Raw genomic sequence first — 15,630 nt, 5'->3', positions numbered from 1 at the left:
CCGGGCATGGCGCCAGCCACCCCTGCGCTTCCGACTCAAACCGCACTGCGCAGCGATGTGGTACGCGGCGGCCTGACCCTGGCGGCAGGACTGTGCCTGACGCTGACGGCGCTCCTGCTGTGGGATCTCTTGCAGGTTCAGGTGTATCGCCACGATGCCATGTACTACCTGCAACAACAGGCCTTCTTCGACAAGCTGGTCGCCGAGGGGCGGTGGATCAACTACTACCTGTTTCCACTGCTGCGCCAGATACCTGGCGGGCTGGCCGCCGTGGTCTCCCTGCTTTGTTGGGGATTGTTCGCGTACTTGAGCGCCCGCCGCTGGGTGCAATCGAGCCTGTTGGCCCTGTGCATTGCCTCACTGGCCATGCAGATATCCCCGTTGATGAACCAGTTGCAGTGGCCCGCCACGATTCTGCCGGCTTTCCTGTTACTGGGCCTGGCCCCGCTGGCGGCTGCGAGAATCCCCGCCCTGCTGTTCTTCCCGGTTTTCGGGGTGCTGATGTTCGGAAGCTTCAGCTATATCTACTATCTGCTGCCGCTGCTGTATCTACGCTGGCTGGACTCAGACGATCTGGCCGCAAACATGAAGCGGCTGTGCCTGCAATTGCTGCCGCTGTGGGCACTGGGCTTTGTAGTGGGCTACCTGAGTTCACTGCTGGCGGTCTACCTGGCCAGCGGCGCCTTCGGAATGGAGATCGAGAGCTGGCGCCAGCCGCACTATATCGAGTCCCCTGGCGATGTGGCTGCCAACGTACAGCGGGCCTTTGGCTACTTTACCGAGCACCTTAGCGCACTCTTTCCCGATGGCCTGCACGTTGTAGCGGGCGCGGCAGCCGCTACCCTGTGCCTGCTGGGCAACCGGTCACCGCGCTACATCGCCCTGGGCACGCTCGCCCTGGCCATCATCTGCGTCCACTACGTGCTCACGGTGCCCCTGGGCATTATTATTTCTTTCCGTACTGCCAGCCCGATGTGGCTCGGCTGGATTGCCCTTCTGTTCTTTACGCCCCTGCGCTTACGCTGGCAGGCCCTGGGGCTGCTGGCCTGTCTGCTGTTGTTCACAACCTCTCTCTACCTGCAAAACCGGGATACCCTGCGCTGGTACGCTACGGTCACCACTACCTTTACCGGGCAATTGCGAGCGGCCAGCCCGAAGCCGCCGGAGAGCTACCAGGGTGCCGTGTTCCTGAGCAGCGATACCGCCGTAGCTGAGGCGATCAGTGCAATCGAGAGCCGTTACGGGCTGAAGCCGCTGCCGGAAATGGAATCGCTGGCCCGGGCCGCTCGCTGGGTACCCGCGGCGCGAGAAGCGGGATTCAGGAAGGTGTGGCTGTGCGAAACGGAGGAAAAGCGCGCCAGGCCATTGTGCACGCGTATTCTCGAAGGAGCTCCAGCCTCACCTGCCAGGTGCCAGTCCGGGCTGTATCGGGTCAACGGCGAGAGTAAAGGGTTTCTGCTGGTGGAGATGAATCCACCGGAATGCCTGCAGAACGGCATCGACCCCTAGACAGGCCCGCTCTGGGAGATTTCCCTGCCCCGCCACTTGAATGGCACCCGCCTAACTGCCTGCGAGCCCTGATCGAACTGACTCCACAACGCGGCATAACTTTGCCCCGCTTCCGGGTGCACCTCCTCCGGCGCCAGCTCCGCCAGTGGCCGCAGCACGAAGGCATTGCGCAGGATTTCCGGCCGCGGCAGCAGCACGCCGTCGACCACACCGCAGGCGTCGCCCCAGGTCAGGAGGTCGATATCCAGTTGGCGAGGAGAGTAACGCGCTGCGTCCGGCAGGCGGCCGTGCTCGGTTTCGATGCGGCGCAGGTCGCGGGCCAGTTCGGCCACGCTGGCAGCGGTGTCGATACCCACCACCATATTAAGGAAGGGCTGGCCGACAAAACCGATGGCCTCACAATCGTAGACCGGCGACAGCTCCAGGTGACCGTACAGGGCTTCGAGAGCATCGAGGCCCGCGGTCAGGTAGCGTTCGCGCTCGATATTGCTGCCAAGGCCAAGGTAGACGCGGGTCATGCGGACCGCTCCCCGCGCTCGATAACCACCCCCACATCCCGGGCCGCCGCCACGGCGCCTGGCTTGCACAGGCGCAGGCGCAGCCAGGGCACCCCGAACTCCGAGCGCACCAGGGCAGCTATTTCCTCTGCGGCGGTTTCGATCAGCAGAAATTCGCTGCCACCCAGAAACGCCACTATACGGTCCGCCACTGCGGCGTAGTTCAGCGCATGGCTGAGGTCATCGCCCGCAGCCGCCGGACGGTTGTCCCAGGCCATGTCGAGGTCCAGCAGCAGGGTCTGGCGCACCTCGCGCTCCCAGTCGTAGACGCCGATCACCGTGTCCACGGCCAGTTCGCGGATGAATACGGTGTCCATCAGGCGGACACTCCCGTAGCCAGCCCGGCAGAAAGCGGCGGCAGCTCCGCCATGGGCCAACGCGGGCGCACGGCACTGGCCTCACCATCACGCTGCCCGGCCGCCAGGCGCTGGGCGCCGGCGTAGGCGATCATGGCGCCGTTGTCAGTGCAGAATTCGGGGGCCGGGTAGAACACCTTTGCCTTCTCTTTACTGAGCGCCCGCTCCAGGCTGGCCCGCAGGTTGCGGTTGGCGCTGACCCCGCCGGCCATCACCAGGGTTTTCAGCCCCTCCTGCTTCAGGGCCCGGCGGCACTTGATCACCAGGGTGGCCACCACGGCCTCCTCGAAGGCGCGAGCGATATCGCACTTGTCCTGCTCGCTCAGTTCACCGTTGGCCTTGCAGTCCGTGACTGTATTGAGGGTGTAGGTCTTCAGGCCACTGAAACTGAAGTCCAGGCCCGGGCGATTGACCATGGGCCGGGGGAAATTGAAACGCTCCGGATCACCGCTCTCCGCCAGGCGGGCGATATGGGGGCCTCCCGGGTAGGGCAGGCCGAGCATCTTGGCCGCTTTGTCGAAGGCTTCGCCGGCGGCATCATCCAGGGACTCCCCCAACAGGCGGTACTGGCCGATGCCATCCACCCGCACCAACTGGGTGTGACCACCGGACACCAGCAGCGCCACAAAAGGAAAGTCCGGGCGCTCCTCCTCCAGCATCGGCGCCAGCAGGTGCCCCTCCATATGGTGGACCCCCAGCGCCGGCACACCCCAACCCCAGGCCAGGGCCCGGGCCAGGGTGGCCCCTACCATCAGCGCACCCACCAGGCCGGGGCCGGCGGTATAGGCCACACCCTCGATATCCGCAGCGGTACAGCCGGCCTTGGTGAGCACCTCCTCGAGCAGGGGCAGGGCCTTGCGGATATGGTCCCGCGATGCCAGTTCCGGTACCACACCACCGTATTCCACGTGGATATCCACCTGGCTGAACAGGGCGTGGGCCAGCAGGCCGCGGCTGGTGTCGTAGAGGGCTACGCCGGTTTCGTCGCAGGAGGTTTCAAGGCCGAGGATGAGCATATCGGGTCAGTTTAGTCGTCTGGTCAACATACAGGGCAGCGAATGATACGGGGTTGTCGTTGTATCGTCATCGTTGCACAGACCCGGCCGCGGCGCTCAATCCTGACAGCAAAGACATGTTACCGCCCGCTTCGCGAAGCATTCTGAGCACAGCAGCCACCTAGTCATGCCTGTGCGCCTCGTAATAGGCGCGCAGCACCGCATTGATCCGGCTCTGGTAGCCTTTGCCCTGCGCTTTCATCCAGGCCAGCACGTCGCTGTCCAGGCGGATGGTGACTGACTGCTTGCCGGGCGGATAGACCAGGTCAGCGTGCTCGAAAAAATCGGCATCCAATTCCGGTATATCGCTGTAATCGATCGATTCTTCGGCTTTTCCGCTCAGTTCTTTCAGTCGCTTCTTCGAAACTGAAAGCTCATCGAGCGATTTTCTGACAGTACTCATGATATGCCCTCCTTTCTTTGCGGTTCGCCAGGCGTGCCGAGATGATTCGAATAACTTCAGCTCTGTCTGTGTGCACCACAACAACAGCGATCTGACCGTCCAGAGTGCCAATACTGATATGGCGCACTTCACCGTAGTCAGCGCGACGGTCAACACGGGTCAGCACCGGCTTTTTGAACACCAGTGCCGCCTCTTTAAAGCTCAGGCCGTGTTTCCCCTGATTGGCCTGGTTCTTTGCTTCATCCCATTCGAACTCCATATTTCTGTAATTACATTATGTACATACACCTGTCAATTGCCAGGAGCACCCCAGACACCCAGTTCGTCACCCCAAAAGCCAAGAGGCCTTCCTCCCCATAGGCTCCCCAACCGTCATCCCCGAGCGCCCCTGTCGGGGATCCAATTGGGATCCAATTGGCCTTTGCAAATCCCCCAACATAGGTATAGAATGCGCGCCCTTTCAGGTGTTGTCTGCTCAATTTGCAGGCACCTACAACTATTGGATACAGGTGAAGACTTAATGCCTCACGTTAAGGTCAAAGAAAACGAGCCCTTCGACGTTGCCCTGCGTCGTTTCAAGCGCTCCTGCGAAAAAGCGGGCGTACTGGCTGAAGTTCGCAAGCGCGAGCACTACGAGAAGCCCACCACCGTGCGCAAGCGCGCTGCAGCCGCAGCCGTCAAGCGTCACCTGAAGAAGCTCTCCCGGGAAAACCGCAAGCGCGTCCGTCTGTACTAAGCCGTACAGACCACCCTTCTGGTACAACCCCAATGAGTGACCCGACCCTCGTCGAGACCGTGAAGGCGGCCATGAAAGCCGCCATGAAAGCACGGGAAAAAGAGCGGCTGGGCACGATTCGGCTGATTCAGGCCGAATTCAAGCGCATCGAAGTGGACGAGCGTATCGAAGTCGACGACGCTCGCGCCCTTGCCGTGCTCGACAAAATGGTCAAGCAGCGCAAGGACTCCGCCTCCCAGTACTACGATGCCGGCCGCAATGAGCTGGCGGAGCAGGAAGAGCGCGAAATTGCCGTAATCCAGGAATTCCTGCCGGCGCAGCTGTCTGAAGCGGAAATCATCGAGATGGTCGATGCCGCCATCAGTGCTTCCGGCGCCAGCGGCATGCAGGCCATGGGCCCCGTCATGGGCCAGCTCAAGCCGCAGCTCCAAGGCCGGGCCGATATGGCCGAGGTCAGCAAGATCGTCAAGGCTCGCCTGGCGGGCTGAATAGCCGGGGCTGCCAAGCCCCCCTCCGGCGTGGTTCAATAACCCGCCATACCACCAACGAATCCTGTTGACCCCGAATGGCCGGACGGATACCGCAATCCTTTCTCGACGAGCTGCTGGACCGGCTGGACATCGTCGAGGTGGTGGACCGCCGGGTCAAACTGAAGAAATCGGGCAAGAACTACAGCGCCCGCTGCCCCTTCCACGAGGAAAAAACCCCCTCCTTCAGCGTCAATCCCGACAAGCAGTTTTACTACTGCTTTGGCTGCGGCGCCGGCGGCAATGCCATCGGCTTCGTGATGGACTACGAGAACGTGGATTTTCCGGCCGCAGTGGATACCCTGGCCGGCAGCCTCGGACTCGATGTACCCCGGGAACAAACCCGCGGCCCCGGCGGCGCAGCGCCCCCCGAGCACACCAACAAGCCGCTCTACGCCCTGATGGAGGAAATCGCCCGCTACTACCAGCAGCAGTTGCGGCAACACCCCCAGGCCCAGCGCGCGGTGGACTACCTCAAGCAGCGCGGGCTCACCGGCCAGATCGCCAAGCAGTTCGACCTCGGCTTTGCCCCCCCGGGTTGGGACAACCTGCTGCAGCGCTTCGGCGGCAGCGAGGCGCAACGCAAGCTACTACTCGACGCCGGCATGCTGGTGGAGAACGATGCCGGACGCACCTACGACCGCTTCCGCGACCGGGTGGTGTTCCCTATCCGCGACCAACGCGGGCGGGTGATTGCCTTTGGCGGGCGGGTACTGGGCGACGACAAGCCCAAGTACCTGAACTCTCCGGAAACGGCCATTTTCCACAAGGGCCGCGAGCTCTACGGTCTGTACCAGGCGCGCCAGGCCAACCGCCAGCTGTCACGCATCTTGGTCGTCGAAGGCTACATGGACGTGATCGCCCTAGCCCAGCACGGCATCAGCAACGCCACCGCCACCCTGGGTACGGCCACCAGCAAAACCCACCTGGAACGCATCTTCCGCCTGTGCCCGGAAGTGTTGTTCTGCTTCGACGGCGACGAAGCGGGTCGCAAAGCGGCGTTCCGCGCCCTCGAAGCGGCACTACCTGCACTGCAGGACGGGCGCCAGGCGCGCTTCCTGTTCCTGCCCGAGGGCGATGATCCGGATACCGCGGTACGCGCCCGCGGCAGCGAGGGTTTCGAAAAACTGCTGGAGACAGCACAACCGCTGGAAACTTTCCTGTTCGAGGCGCTGTCTGAAGGAATAGACACCGACAGCCTCGACGGCCGCGCCCGCCTCAGCAAGCAGGTGCTGCCCTATATTCGCCAGCTGCCGGAAGGCGTATACCGCCAGCTGATGTTCCAGGAACTGGCGCGCCGCACCGGGCTGGACCTGCAGAGCCTGATGCAACTGGAAGCGCCTCCGCCCCCGGCGACAGAGCCGGACACCGAACGCGCGGGGCAAGCGGAACAGGACACCGCGGCAGAACCCGCGCCGCGCCAGCGCAGCCCGGACATCCCCGTTGCCCGGGGCTACTCCAACCTGGCGCAGGCGGCACTGGCCCTGTTGCTGCACAAGCCGGCGGTGGCGCAACTGGCGGAGATCGATTCGCTGGCCCTGCTGGAAGGCGATGACATCGCCCTGCTGGTGGAGATGCTCACCCTGCTGCAGCGCCGGCCGGAGTCGTCCACGGCCATGTTACTGGGGCACTGGTACGGCACCCCGCAGGGCGAATTGCTGAACAGACTGGCAGGCCAGGAGCGCCTGATACCGACCGAGGGCATCGAGCGGCAGTTCGCCGACACCATGGCGGAACTGGCGTTACTACCGCGTAAATCCGCGCTGGCGGCGCAAGTCGACAAACTGAAACTCACCAACTACGCTCAGATGAGCGCAGAGGAGAAGCAACAGCTGAGAGAGCTGTTGCAAGAAAAACAGAAGCTCGACGCCGAGCGTGGCAACCGCGGACGCTAGGCGTGCGCTGACCGTACAGGATCGTCGCGAGAGGTAATTGGGCGAGCCCCTTGAGTTTGCAGCCGCTTGCCCCCACTGACCGTAAACCTGGACCAGCGGCTGGAAATACCACTGAAGTACCGACATTCAGGGCTGATCAGCGGCAAAAACCGTGAAATTACCCGCGCTCGCGGTGGTTAGACAGGCCCTCATTCCGGTACAATTCGCGGCTATATTTTTTTTACGTAAATAGGTATGCACTTGATGACGAACGTCGTGCAACAACAGTCCCGCCTGAAGGAACTCATTGCCCGCGGCAAGGAACAGGGTTACCTGACCTACGCCGAGGTGAATGATCACCTGCCCGAGGACATCTCCGATCCGGATCAGGTCGAAGACATCATACAGATGATCAACGACATGGGCATCCAGGTTTTCGAAGTTGCCCCGGATGCCGATGAGCTCCTGATGAGCGAAGGCGACGGCTCAGCCGACGACATCGCCGCCGCCGAAGCGGCCGCCGCACTGGCCGCGGTAGAAACCGAAGCCGGCCGCACCACCGACCCGGTGCGTATGTACATGCGCGAAATGGGCACCGTGGAACTGCTGACCCGTGAAGGCGAAATTGTCATCGCCAAGCGCATCGAAGAGGGTATCCGCGAACTGATGGCGGCCCTGGCCCACTACCCGGGCGCCGTCCAGGCCGTGCTGGACGAGTACGATGCCGTCACCCGTGAAGAGCGTCGCCTGGCCGACCTGATGGTGGGTTACCTCGACCCCGCCGAGCACGTTCCCTCCGCCGCCGAAGTGGCCGCCGAGAACAACAACAACTCCGACGACGATGAAGAGACCGAATCCGGCCCCGACCCCGTCGAGGCCAAAAAGCGCTTCACTGCGCTCAAGCGCCAGTTCAACAAGACCGAGAAAGCCATTGCCTCACTGGGCCGCGACCACAGCGATGCCCAGAAGGAAATGGAAAAGCTGGGTGAACTGTTCAAGTTCTTCAAACTGACGCCGCGCGTATTCGATCCGCTGAGTGATTCGCCGCGCAATATCCTGGCCGCCGTGCGCGACCAGGAACGCGAGATCATGAAGATCGCCGTGCGCGAGTGCAGCATGCCGCGCAGGGAGTTCATCGAGACCTTCCAGGGCTCTGAAGCCGATGTGAAGTGGCTCGGCAAGGTCACCCGCGCCAAGAAGGACTACGCCACCAAGCTGGCCGCGCGCAAGGACGAAATCCAGCGCCTGCAGCGCCGCATTGCCCAGATCGAAGAGCAGAGCGGGCTGGTGGTTGGCGAGATCAAGGAAATCAACCGTCGCATGTCCATGGGCGAAGCCCGTGCCCGCCGCGCCAAGAAGGAAATGGTCGAGGCCAACCTGCGCCTGGTGATCTCCATCGCCAAGAAGTACACCAACCGCGGCCTGCAATTCCTGGATCTCATCCAGGAGGGCAACATCGGCCTGATGAAGGCCGTGGACAAGTTCGAATACCGCCGCGGTTACAAGTTCTCGACCTACGCCACCTGGTGGATTCGCCAGGCCATCACCCGCTCCATCGCGGACCAGGCCCGCACCATCCGTATTCCGGTGCACATGATCGAGACCATCAACAAGCTCAACCGCATCTCCCGCCAGATGCTGCAGGAAATGGGTCGCGAACCCACGCCTGAAGAACTGGGCGAGCGTATGGACATGCCGGAAGACAAGGTGCGCAAGGTACTCAAGATCGCCAAGGAACCGATCTCCATGGAGACGCCCATCGGCGACGACGAAGACTCCCACCTGGGCGACTTCATCGAGGACCACACCATTTCCTCACCGGTGGACGCCGCCACAGGCCAGGGCCTGCAGGAAGCCACCAAGGAAGTACTGGCCGGCCTCACCGCCCGCGAAGCCAAGGTGCTGCGCATGCGTTTCGGCATCGACATGAACACCGACCACACCCTCGAGGAAGTGGGCAAGCAGTTCGACGTGACCCGCGAGCGTATCCGCCAGATCGAGGCCAAGGCCCTGCGCAAGTTGCGCCACCCGACCCGTTCGGATTACCTGCGCAGCTTCCTCGACGAATAAAGCCGAGTAATCCCGGCAAACGTCAGGCGCAAATCAAAAGGCCGGCTGATCAGATCAGCCGGCCTTTTCTGTTTCTGGCCCCGAGCTTTTACTGCCCGGTTACTCCCTGAGCTTCAGGCGATATTGCCCACTGGCGCCTCACCGAACCGCTGCTCGGCAATCGCCCGGATGTGCCGCATATCGGTGCCACAACAACCGCCCACTACCGAAACCTGCGGCAGTCGCCCGGTCAACACCCGGTACTCCCGGGCCAGCTCCTGCGGGTTACCGATGTCCAGTTTCTCGGCACAATCGAGTTCTGCATGGCTGCACTTGGAAGCATTGGCGCGCAGGCCGCGGATCCGTTGCACCCAGGGCTCTTTGGAGGCGAGCGCGTCATCAAAATGGGTGGGATGGGCGCAGTTGATCATGTAGTAGGCCGGGGGCGAGTCACAGGCCGCATCCACAGCACTGATGGCCTGCTCAAGGCTTTCACCGGTGATCAGGCGACCATCGGTTTCCACGGTGAAGGAGATCACCGCCGGCACGCCTGCTGCGGCGGCAGCCCTGGCGATACCGGCGGCCTCCTCAATATAGTTCATGGTCATGGCGGTGACGCAGTCGACCCCCTCATCGGCAAACAGCTCGATTTGCTGCCGGTGATAGGCTTCGGCCTCGGCAACGCTCATCTTGTGTTCCGCCACGTAACCGTCGCCCCGGGGACCGATACAGCCGCTGACCACCAGTGGGGACTGGGGAGTTTCACAGGCTTCGCGCAGGCCGGTCAGCAGGCGAATCGCATCCCGGTTCAGGGCGTCGAGTTGCTCCGGGCTGTATCCCAGCGCCTCGGCCCAGCCATGGCTGCTACGCCAGGTGGCGCTCTCCAGCACCACGCCCACACCATAGTGTTGGCCCAGTTCGATGTAGCTGCGGTAATAATCCTCCAGGTATTGACGGTGCTGCGGGTGTACCAGCATGTAAATGGCAGAGAATTGCGGCAGGTCGATGCCTTCCAGGAACACCAGGGTGGTTTCCAGGCCGCCATCGGTCAGGCAGTCCTTGCCGTTGATCTGGGGAAGTGCGTTGCGGTATTTCATGTCGGTAGCCCTCCGTGAGCTGTTGATTCGACACCCACAAGTCTACTCAGAACGGCCCCCGAGTCAGTGCACCGGCAGTAGGGAAATGTGCACAAATATTTTCATAAAAATCAGCACCTTAGGAGACTCTGGAGCAGAACGGTGCTGATCCGTGCCGTTAACTGTACCTACGGTATAGCCAAGCGGCCTCTACACGACGGCATAAACCCCAGCCGTACCCCTCGGTTGTTGTGTTTTGAGGGGAAGCGATCACCCCCAGAGTGACGGCGAGGGCACTCCCACCACACCGCCTTCGCCATAATCCAGCCCACCATCGATGTCCTGCGCCAGTAACAACGCTCCATCGATGTCGACAAACTGGCAGAACTGACCCACCACGAAGGCGGGGGCCATGGACAGGGAGGAACCGGTCATGTTGCCTACCATCAGTGCTTTGCTGTCCTGCTGGGCAAGTTGAACCAGCTTCAGTGCCTGGGTGAGCCCACCGCACTTGTCGAGCTTGATGTTGATCACCGAGTAGTAGCGCGCCACCCTGGCGTAGTCCTCGGCGTCCAGGCAGGATTCGTCGGCACCGAGGGGTACGGGAGATACATAACCTTCCAGCGCCTCGTCTTCGCCGCGCTTGAGAGGCTGCTCGATCATGGCGATGCCCAAGCGCTTCGCCGCGGGCGCATACTCGCGCAGTTGTTCAATGGACCAGCCCTGATTCACGTCGATGACAAGTACAGCGTCCGGCCGGGCCTTGCGGATAGCCTCCAGGCGCTCGATGGGAGCATCATCGCTGAGTTTGATTTTCAGGTTGGAGTAACGGCGGTACTGTCGAGCCAATTCGGCCATGGCCTCCGGGGTATCAATACCAATGGTGCACACGGTCGTAAGCGGCTTTGGCCTCAGATTCAGCAATTCCCAGACACTGGTGCACGCGCGCTTGGCCTCGAGATCCCACAGCGCGCAGTCCAGCGCATTCAATGCCCCGCCGGCAGGCAGCAGGTCCTGCACTGCCTCCCGACTTGCGCCGGCCTCGACGGCGCTCGCCACCTGTTCCAACTGGCTTGCCATGCTCTGCTGGGTCTCGTTGTGATAGTACATCCCCATACCCTCACCTCGCCCGCGGAACTCCCCATCCTGCAGACGAACCTGCACGGTGTCGGCCGAGTCAAAGCGGTAGCCGGTGATGACAAAGGGACGCTCCAGGGGAAAGCTCACCGGTTCGACATGTAACTTCACAATGAATTCTCCTGTTCTTCGCTGGAAAGCCCAGAGGCGGCGGGGGTCATTGCCTGCAGGGTTTGCAACAGCGAAGACGGAACTTGCCGCAGTGGGTCGAAACACGGCAACCCCAGATTTTCTTCCAGCCGGGAAAGGTACCCCGCCACTTCCGCCGAAGCGAGGTTAGAGGTATTGACGCTAACACCAACGCAGCGGATGGCGGGATTGGTGATGGCACCTGCGGCAACGGTGCGCGCAATTACCTGATCGACGGACGCCAGAGGGAAATCTTCCCATCCGGAAATATGGGTGCGTCCCGCCTCATGGCAAACCACAAAGGCGTCCGGTTGCGACCCCAGCAACAGCCCCATACTCACCGCGGCGTAGCCCGGGTGGGTCAGGCAGCCCTGCCCTTCAATCACGTCCCAATGCGCAGGCTCGTTTGCCGGAGACAATAACTCAGCAGCACCGGACACAAAATCTGCCACCACCGCGTCGATTGGCATTCCCTCACCGGCGATCATGATCCCGGTCTGGCCACTGGCGCGAAACTGCGACTGCAGACCGACTTCACGCATCGCTTTATCAATGGCCAGGGCGGTGTACTTTTTGCCTACGGCACAGTCCGTGCCTACGGTCAGTAAGCGCATGCCGCGGCGCTTCCTGCCACTGGCAACGGGAATACCGACCGGCGGCACCCGCACATCCACCAGGCGCACGCCGGCGGCACTGGCCGCTGCGGACAGGGCCGGGTGGCTCGCGAGTGTCGCATGTACGCCAGCCACAACTTCCATCCCGACAGAGACCGCCTCCAGCAGGGTGGGCAGCCACGCTTCCGGAACACCCCCGCCCACCGAGGCGGTGCCGATCACCAGGGACCGGGCACCGGCTGCCGCAGCTTCTGCGACCGTCATGGCAGGCAGGCCAAGGTCGACGCCGGTATCAATCAGGCTCAACTGGCCGAGGCACAGCTCCGGGCGCCACTGCGCCAGGCCTGCGCCTGTCTTGGCGTAGGTGGTATCGGTGACGTCACCCAGGAAGATCAGGTAGGGCGGCGACAGTTCAATGACGTTCATGACGGGTTTCTCCAACAGCACCGGAGCACCAGAAGCCAGCCACAAACAGGCTTTCAGGCCCGGTTGGCTTGCCACATTGCACGTGCCCAGCATCAGCTGGGGCGCAACCAGAGCCGCTATGATTACACGTACACCCGGCTCGCCATAGTCCGGGACTTCGCCGCCAGGCGGTCGGCGAACTCGGTGGACATGGCGGCGAGGAAGCGGAACGCCAGGTCCGGCGCCAGCCTGTGCAGGGTGGTGAGGGCTGACTGCGTCAGGCAGTAACAGGTCACCTCGCCACGCGCGTAGGCCGTGCCATAGCGCCTGCGGTTCTCCAGCATGCCCAACTCCCCGCACAAAAAGCCGGGACAGATGCTCTGCACTGTCTTGTCCGTGCTGCCACTGACCCGCACTCGCACGTCCACCTGTCCACTGGCCACCAGGAACACGCAATCTGCCTCGGCGCCCTCCACGAACAGCGCTTCGCCATCGGCGTGGTGGGTCGGGTGGAAATAGCCCTGTAGCAAGTCGATGTCCCCGGGCGCCAGGTTCTGGCACATGCCGAATTCGGCAAAAGCGAGGGGCCGCTGGTAGCGGTCGCCGCCGAGCGCCCGCCCCAGGAGCTGGTCTTCGGCAAAACGCAAGGCGTCGTTGAGATACACAAAATGACGGCCCACAAACGCATCCAGGGTACCGATACGCTGCAGGAAGGCATTGTCTGCTTCTCGCAGGTCGACCCCGCTCAGTAGCAACAGCGTGCCGCCCTCCCGGCACCGGGCATTCATCTTCGTCAACAGCTCGGCGCCGGTGGCATCCACCTCGGTAATGCGCCGCAAATCCAGAACGACGTACTCAGCCCCCTGCTCTGCCAGTTGCAGAATGCGATCGGCTACGGTGTCTGCCGTACCAAAGAACAGTGCACCCTCTATCTCCAGCAGGCGAATGGCCCGGCCGCGGGATTTCAGTACCACCTGTTCCCGGTGCCGGCGCAGCGCTCCGGAGTTCACCTCGATCCCGTTGGCGTCGCCACGGATAATCTCCTGCCCCATGCGCATGACAAACAGGGCCAGGGAGATCGCGATGCCCGCCGCCACGGCCTCGAGCACCCCGAGGCCCAGCAGGATGCCCATCACGAGTAACATGACCAGCAGGTCGCGCAGGGCCTCTTTCGCCTCGAGACCACCGCTGAAGGCAATGCGCGCCATGCGCAGGCTCCAGGGGTCCACCGCCTGCAGGGAAAACACCACCAGCACACTCGCCAGCAGCACCGCCGGCAGGTGGGAAATCAGCGGGCCGAGAAACAGCAGTACCGCCAGGGCGAACACGCCACAGCTCAGGCGGGATAACCGGGTACGGCCGCCGTTGTCGTAATTGACCAGGGTGTTGGAATTGCCCGCCACCGACACCCCGCCGAAGCAGGCCAGCAGCATGTTGCTGGCGCCCTGGCTCACCAGCTCCACATTGCCGTTACTCTGCAGTCCCCGGCGGTTGTCGGCAGTGGCCATGAACAACAGGCTCCACAGCGACAGCACGCCGGCCACCCCCAGCGCATAGGGCAGAACATGCAACAGCTGACCGGCGAAACCCGGCGCCAGTTGCACGAACTCCAGCGCCCTGGCCGGGGTTGGCAAGGTGCTCTCGAGGTGCCCCAGCATGGGCCCGGGAGCATGCCCGGTAACGAACTGGATGGCATAGAACAGCAGGCACCCGACACCGAGCCCGGTAAATACGGGGGGCACCCGGCTGACCAGCCGGCCGCCGCGCCAGATGGCCAGCATGGTCACCGCGCCGATGAACAGGCTCCAGGCGAACCCGCCGTGCTCCGCGAGCGACACTGCAGCCAGGGTGGTGCCGGATGGCAGCCCCAACAGCACCGGCAGTTGGGCCGTGAATATGAGCACCGACACGCCATTCACCAGGCCCGCTATCACCTGCCGCGGAATCAGGCGGGCCAGCCCGCCCAGCTTGACTACGCCCGCCACCACCTGGAACAGGCCGGCCAGGAAAACCGTGAGAAACAACAGGGCCAGCGCGGTCTGCTGGCGTTCCGCCGGCGCCAGGTAGGACAGGCGCTCCAGCAACCCGGCGAGGACCGCCGCCAGCATCAGCGACGCCAGAGACAGGGTACTGTTGATGAGGATGGGGCTGCCGCCGCGGAAACTCAGCAGGTTGCCAAAGGCCAGGGAGATAATGCCGGCCAGCAGGCCGGTGGCGGCGTACTCCGGCCCCAGCGGCACAAACACCAGGGCGCCATAGGCCATGGCCTTGGGCAGGGTCACGACGGAGGCGGTAACGCCACCGCTGATGTCCGTCAGCAAGCGTCGCCCGTCAACCTGCGTATCCGCTGTGCGTTTTGAAATGAATGGGTTCACCGCTGCACCTGACGTGATCGGGATAGAGCGGCCTTCCCTGGCCACTCACCTTCTATAGCGACAGGTGCGGGAAGATTTACCCAAAATTAGTGCGATTATTTTTCCGGCGCGGGGTTCAGCCCCCCTCGATCGCCGCCAGGGGTACCTGCCAGACCTCGCCATTGGCGAACTCCAGCGTCCACATATCGCCTTCCAGGTTCGCCTTCAGTTCACGATTGGTGGCGTTGACGTAGTCCGTCATGAAGTTGATGGTGAACTCCTCACCCTTGGGACTCGTCACCACAATCGAGGCCTGCCCCCCGTCCATGCGCAGGATGCCGCCGGGGCAGGTGCCAAACTCCGACTCGCCCGCGGCCTTGCAGCGCAGCAGGGTGGTGGCGTCGTAATCGGCCGTGGTATAGGGCGCCGTCGGGTTGTCGTCGTCGGCGGGTTCCAGGCCCGCCGTACTCCAGTAGACATACACGCTCTCGTCCGGCATACGGAAGATCAGCCCCTGATCCCCCAGGCCACTGTTGCGGTACACGGGGTGTCCGTCCTGGTCCTGGTAATTGCCGGGCTCGTCGCCCACCGGCGACAGGTCGTGCGTTATCCCGTCCGAGCGGGTAATGGTGACGTAACCCTGGCGCTGGCTGAAGGTGCAGGCAATGCTGGCCGAGGCGTGGTCTTCCCCCGCCGGGTAGATATCGCAGCGCGCCTCGGTAGAGTCAGCACTCGCCGTAGCCGCCCAGAGCGCCGAGAGGGTAGCTGCCCACAAGCCGAATTTGTTCATGGTGATTCTCCGCTATTGAGGATTTTCCGACCGCCTTGAGTCTAGCTGAATTTCCGCTG

Annotated in this window: 15 protein-coding genes; 5 read left to right on the top strand and 10 right to left on the bottom strand. The window is 62.8% G+C overall.

The window, feature by feature from the left end:
• Positions 1-6: 6 nt before the first annotated feature.
• Positions 7-1,509 carry a hypothetical protein gene (locus FV139_RS17815; protein ID WP_148069827.1) on the top strand — a complete coding sequence of 501 codons (1,503 nt, stop codon included), beginning with the start codon at positions 7-9 and terminating at the stop codon, positions 1,507-1,509.
• Here FV139_RS17815 and folK read toward each other — a convergent pair.
• From folK to FV139_RS17790, 5 genes are all read right to left on the bottom strand, one after another.
• Entirely contained in the window at positions 1,506-2,027 is a 522-nt protein-coding gene (folK, locus tag FV139_RS17810; RefSeq protein WP_148069826.1) for a 2-amino-4-hydroxy-6-hydroxymethyldihydropteridine diphosphokinase, read from the bottom strand. The genes FV139_RS17815 and folK overlap by 4 nt on opposite strands.
• Positions 2,024-2,383 (bottom strand): dihydroneopterin aldolase, encoded by a 360-nt coding sequence (gene folB, locus FV139_RS17805; protein ID WP_148069825.1) that lies wholly within the window; start codon positions 2,381-2,383, stop codon positions 2,024-2,026. The genes folK and folB overlap by 4 nt, the downstream gene beginning before the upstream one ends.
• Complete coding sequence (gene tsaD, locus FV139_RS17800; protein WP_148069824.1) at positions 2,383-3,438, bottom strand: tRNA (adenosine(37)-N6)-threonylcarbamoyltransferase complex transferase subunit TsaD; 1,056 nt, start codon at positions 3,436-3,438, stop codon at positions 2,383-2,385. Before tsaD ends, folB begins: the two co-directional genes overlap by 1 nt.
• 160 nt (positions 3,439-3,598) lie before the next feature.
• Positions 3,599-3,880: a BrnA antitoxin family protein gene (locus FV139_RS17795; protein ID WP_148069823.1), complete on the bottom strand. Its 282-nt coding sequence runs from the start codon at positions 3,878-3,880 to the stop codon at positions 3,599-3,601.
• The gene (locus FV139_RS17790) at positions 3,852-4,139 is read right to left on the bottom strand and encodes a BrnT family toxin (RefSeq protein WP_148069822.1); all 288 of its coding nucleotides are present in this window, start codon (positions 4,137-4,139) and stop codon (positions 3,852-3,854) included. The genes FV139_RS17795 and FV139_RS17790 overlap by 29 nt, the downstream gene beginning before the upstream one ends.
• 261 nt (positions 4,140-4,400) lie before the next feature.
• On the opposite strand from FV139_RS17790, the gene rpsU reads away from it, so the two are divergent.
• The 4 genes from rpsU (at position 4,401) to rpoD (ending at position 9,087) form a co-directional block, all read left to right on the top strand.
• The gene (rpsU, locus tag FV139_RS17785; RefSeq protein ID WP_116368301.1) at positions 4,401-4,616 is read left to right on the top strand and encodes a 30S ribosomal protein S21; all 216 of its coding nucleotides are present in this window, start codon (positions 4,401-4,403) and stop codon (positions 4,614-4,616) included.
• Between the two features lie 32 nt (positions 4,617-4,648).
• Positions 4,649-5,104, top strand: coding sequence for a GatB/YqeY domain-containing protein (locus FV139_RS17780; RefSeq protein WP_148069821.1), 456 nt, complete (start codon positions 4,649-4,651; stop codon positions 5,102-5,104).
• A gap of 77 nt (positions 5,105-5,181) precedes the next feature.
• On the top strand, positions 5,182-7,038 hold the full coding sequence (dnaG, locus tag FV139_RS17775; protein WP_148069820.1) for a DNA primase: 1,857 nt from the start codon (positions 5,182-5,184) through the stop codon (positions 7,036-7,038).
• Between the two features lie 243 nt (positions 7,039-7,281).
• Positions 7,282-9,087, top strand: a complete 1,806-nt coding sequence (gene rpoD / locus FV139_RS17770; RefSeq protein ID WP_148069819.1) for an RNA polymerase sigma factor RpoD — start codon at positions 7,282-7,284, stop codon at positions 9,085-9,087.
• Positions 9,088-9,200: 113 nt separating this feature from the next.
• Here rpoD and FV139_RS17765 read toward each other — a convergent pair whose 3' ends face one another.
• From FV139_RS17765 to FV139_RS17745, 5 genes are all read right to left on the bottom strand, one after another.
• On the bottom strand, positions 9,201-10,163 hold the full coding sequence (locus FV139_RS17765; protein WP_148069818.1) for a homocysteine S-methyltransferase family protein: 963 nt from the start codon (positions 10,161-10,163) through the stop codon (positions 9,201-9,203).
• A 249-nt stretch (positions 10,164-10,412) separates the two neighbouring features.
• Positions 10,413-11,390, bottom strand: coding sequence for a dipeptide epimerase (locus tag FV139_RS17760; protein ID WP_148069817.1), 978 nt, complete (start codon positions 11,388-11,390; stop codon positions 10,413-10,415).
• Complete coding sequence (locus FV139_RS17755) at positions 11,387-12,448, bottom strand: DUF1611 domain-containing protein (RefSeq protein WP_148069816.1); 1,062 nt, start codon at positions 12,446-12,448, stop codon at positions 11,387-11,389. The genes FV139_RS17760 and FV139_RS17755 overlap by 4 nt, the downstream gene beginning before the upstream one ends.
• Positions 12,449-12,570: 122 nt before the next feature.
• Complete coding sequence (locus FV139_RS17750) at positions 12,571-14,802, bottom strand: SLC26A/SulP transporter family protein (RefSeq protein ID WP_187276618.1); 2,232 nt, start codon at positions 14,800-14,802, stop codon at positions 12,571-12,573.
• 115 nt (positions 14,803-14,917) lie between these two features.
• Positions 14,918-15,571 (bottom strand): hypothetical protein, encoded by a 654-nt coding sequence (locus FV139_RS17745; RefSeq protein WP_148069814.1) that lies wholly within the window; start codon positions 15,569-15,571, stop codon positions 14,918-14,920.
• Between the last annotated feature and the right edge of the window lie 59 nt (positions 15,572-15,630).

Source organism: Parahaliea maris (genome assembly GCF_008064665.1).
In the GTDB taxonomy this organism is placed as follows: domain Bacteria; phylum Pseudomonadota; class Gammaproteobacteria; order Pseudomonadales; family Halieaceae; genus Parahaliea; species Parahaliea maris.
This window is presented reverse-complemented; position numbering and strand designations above follow the sequence as displayed.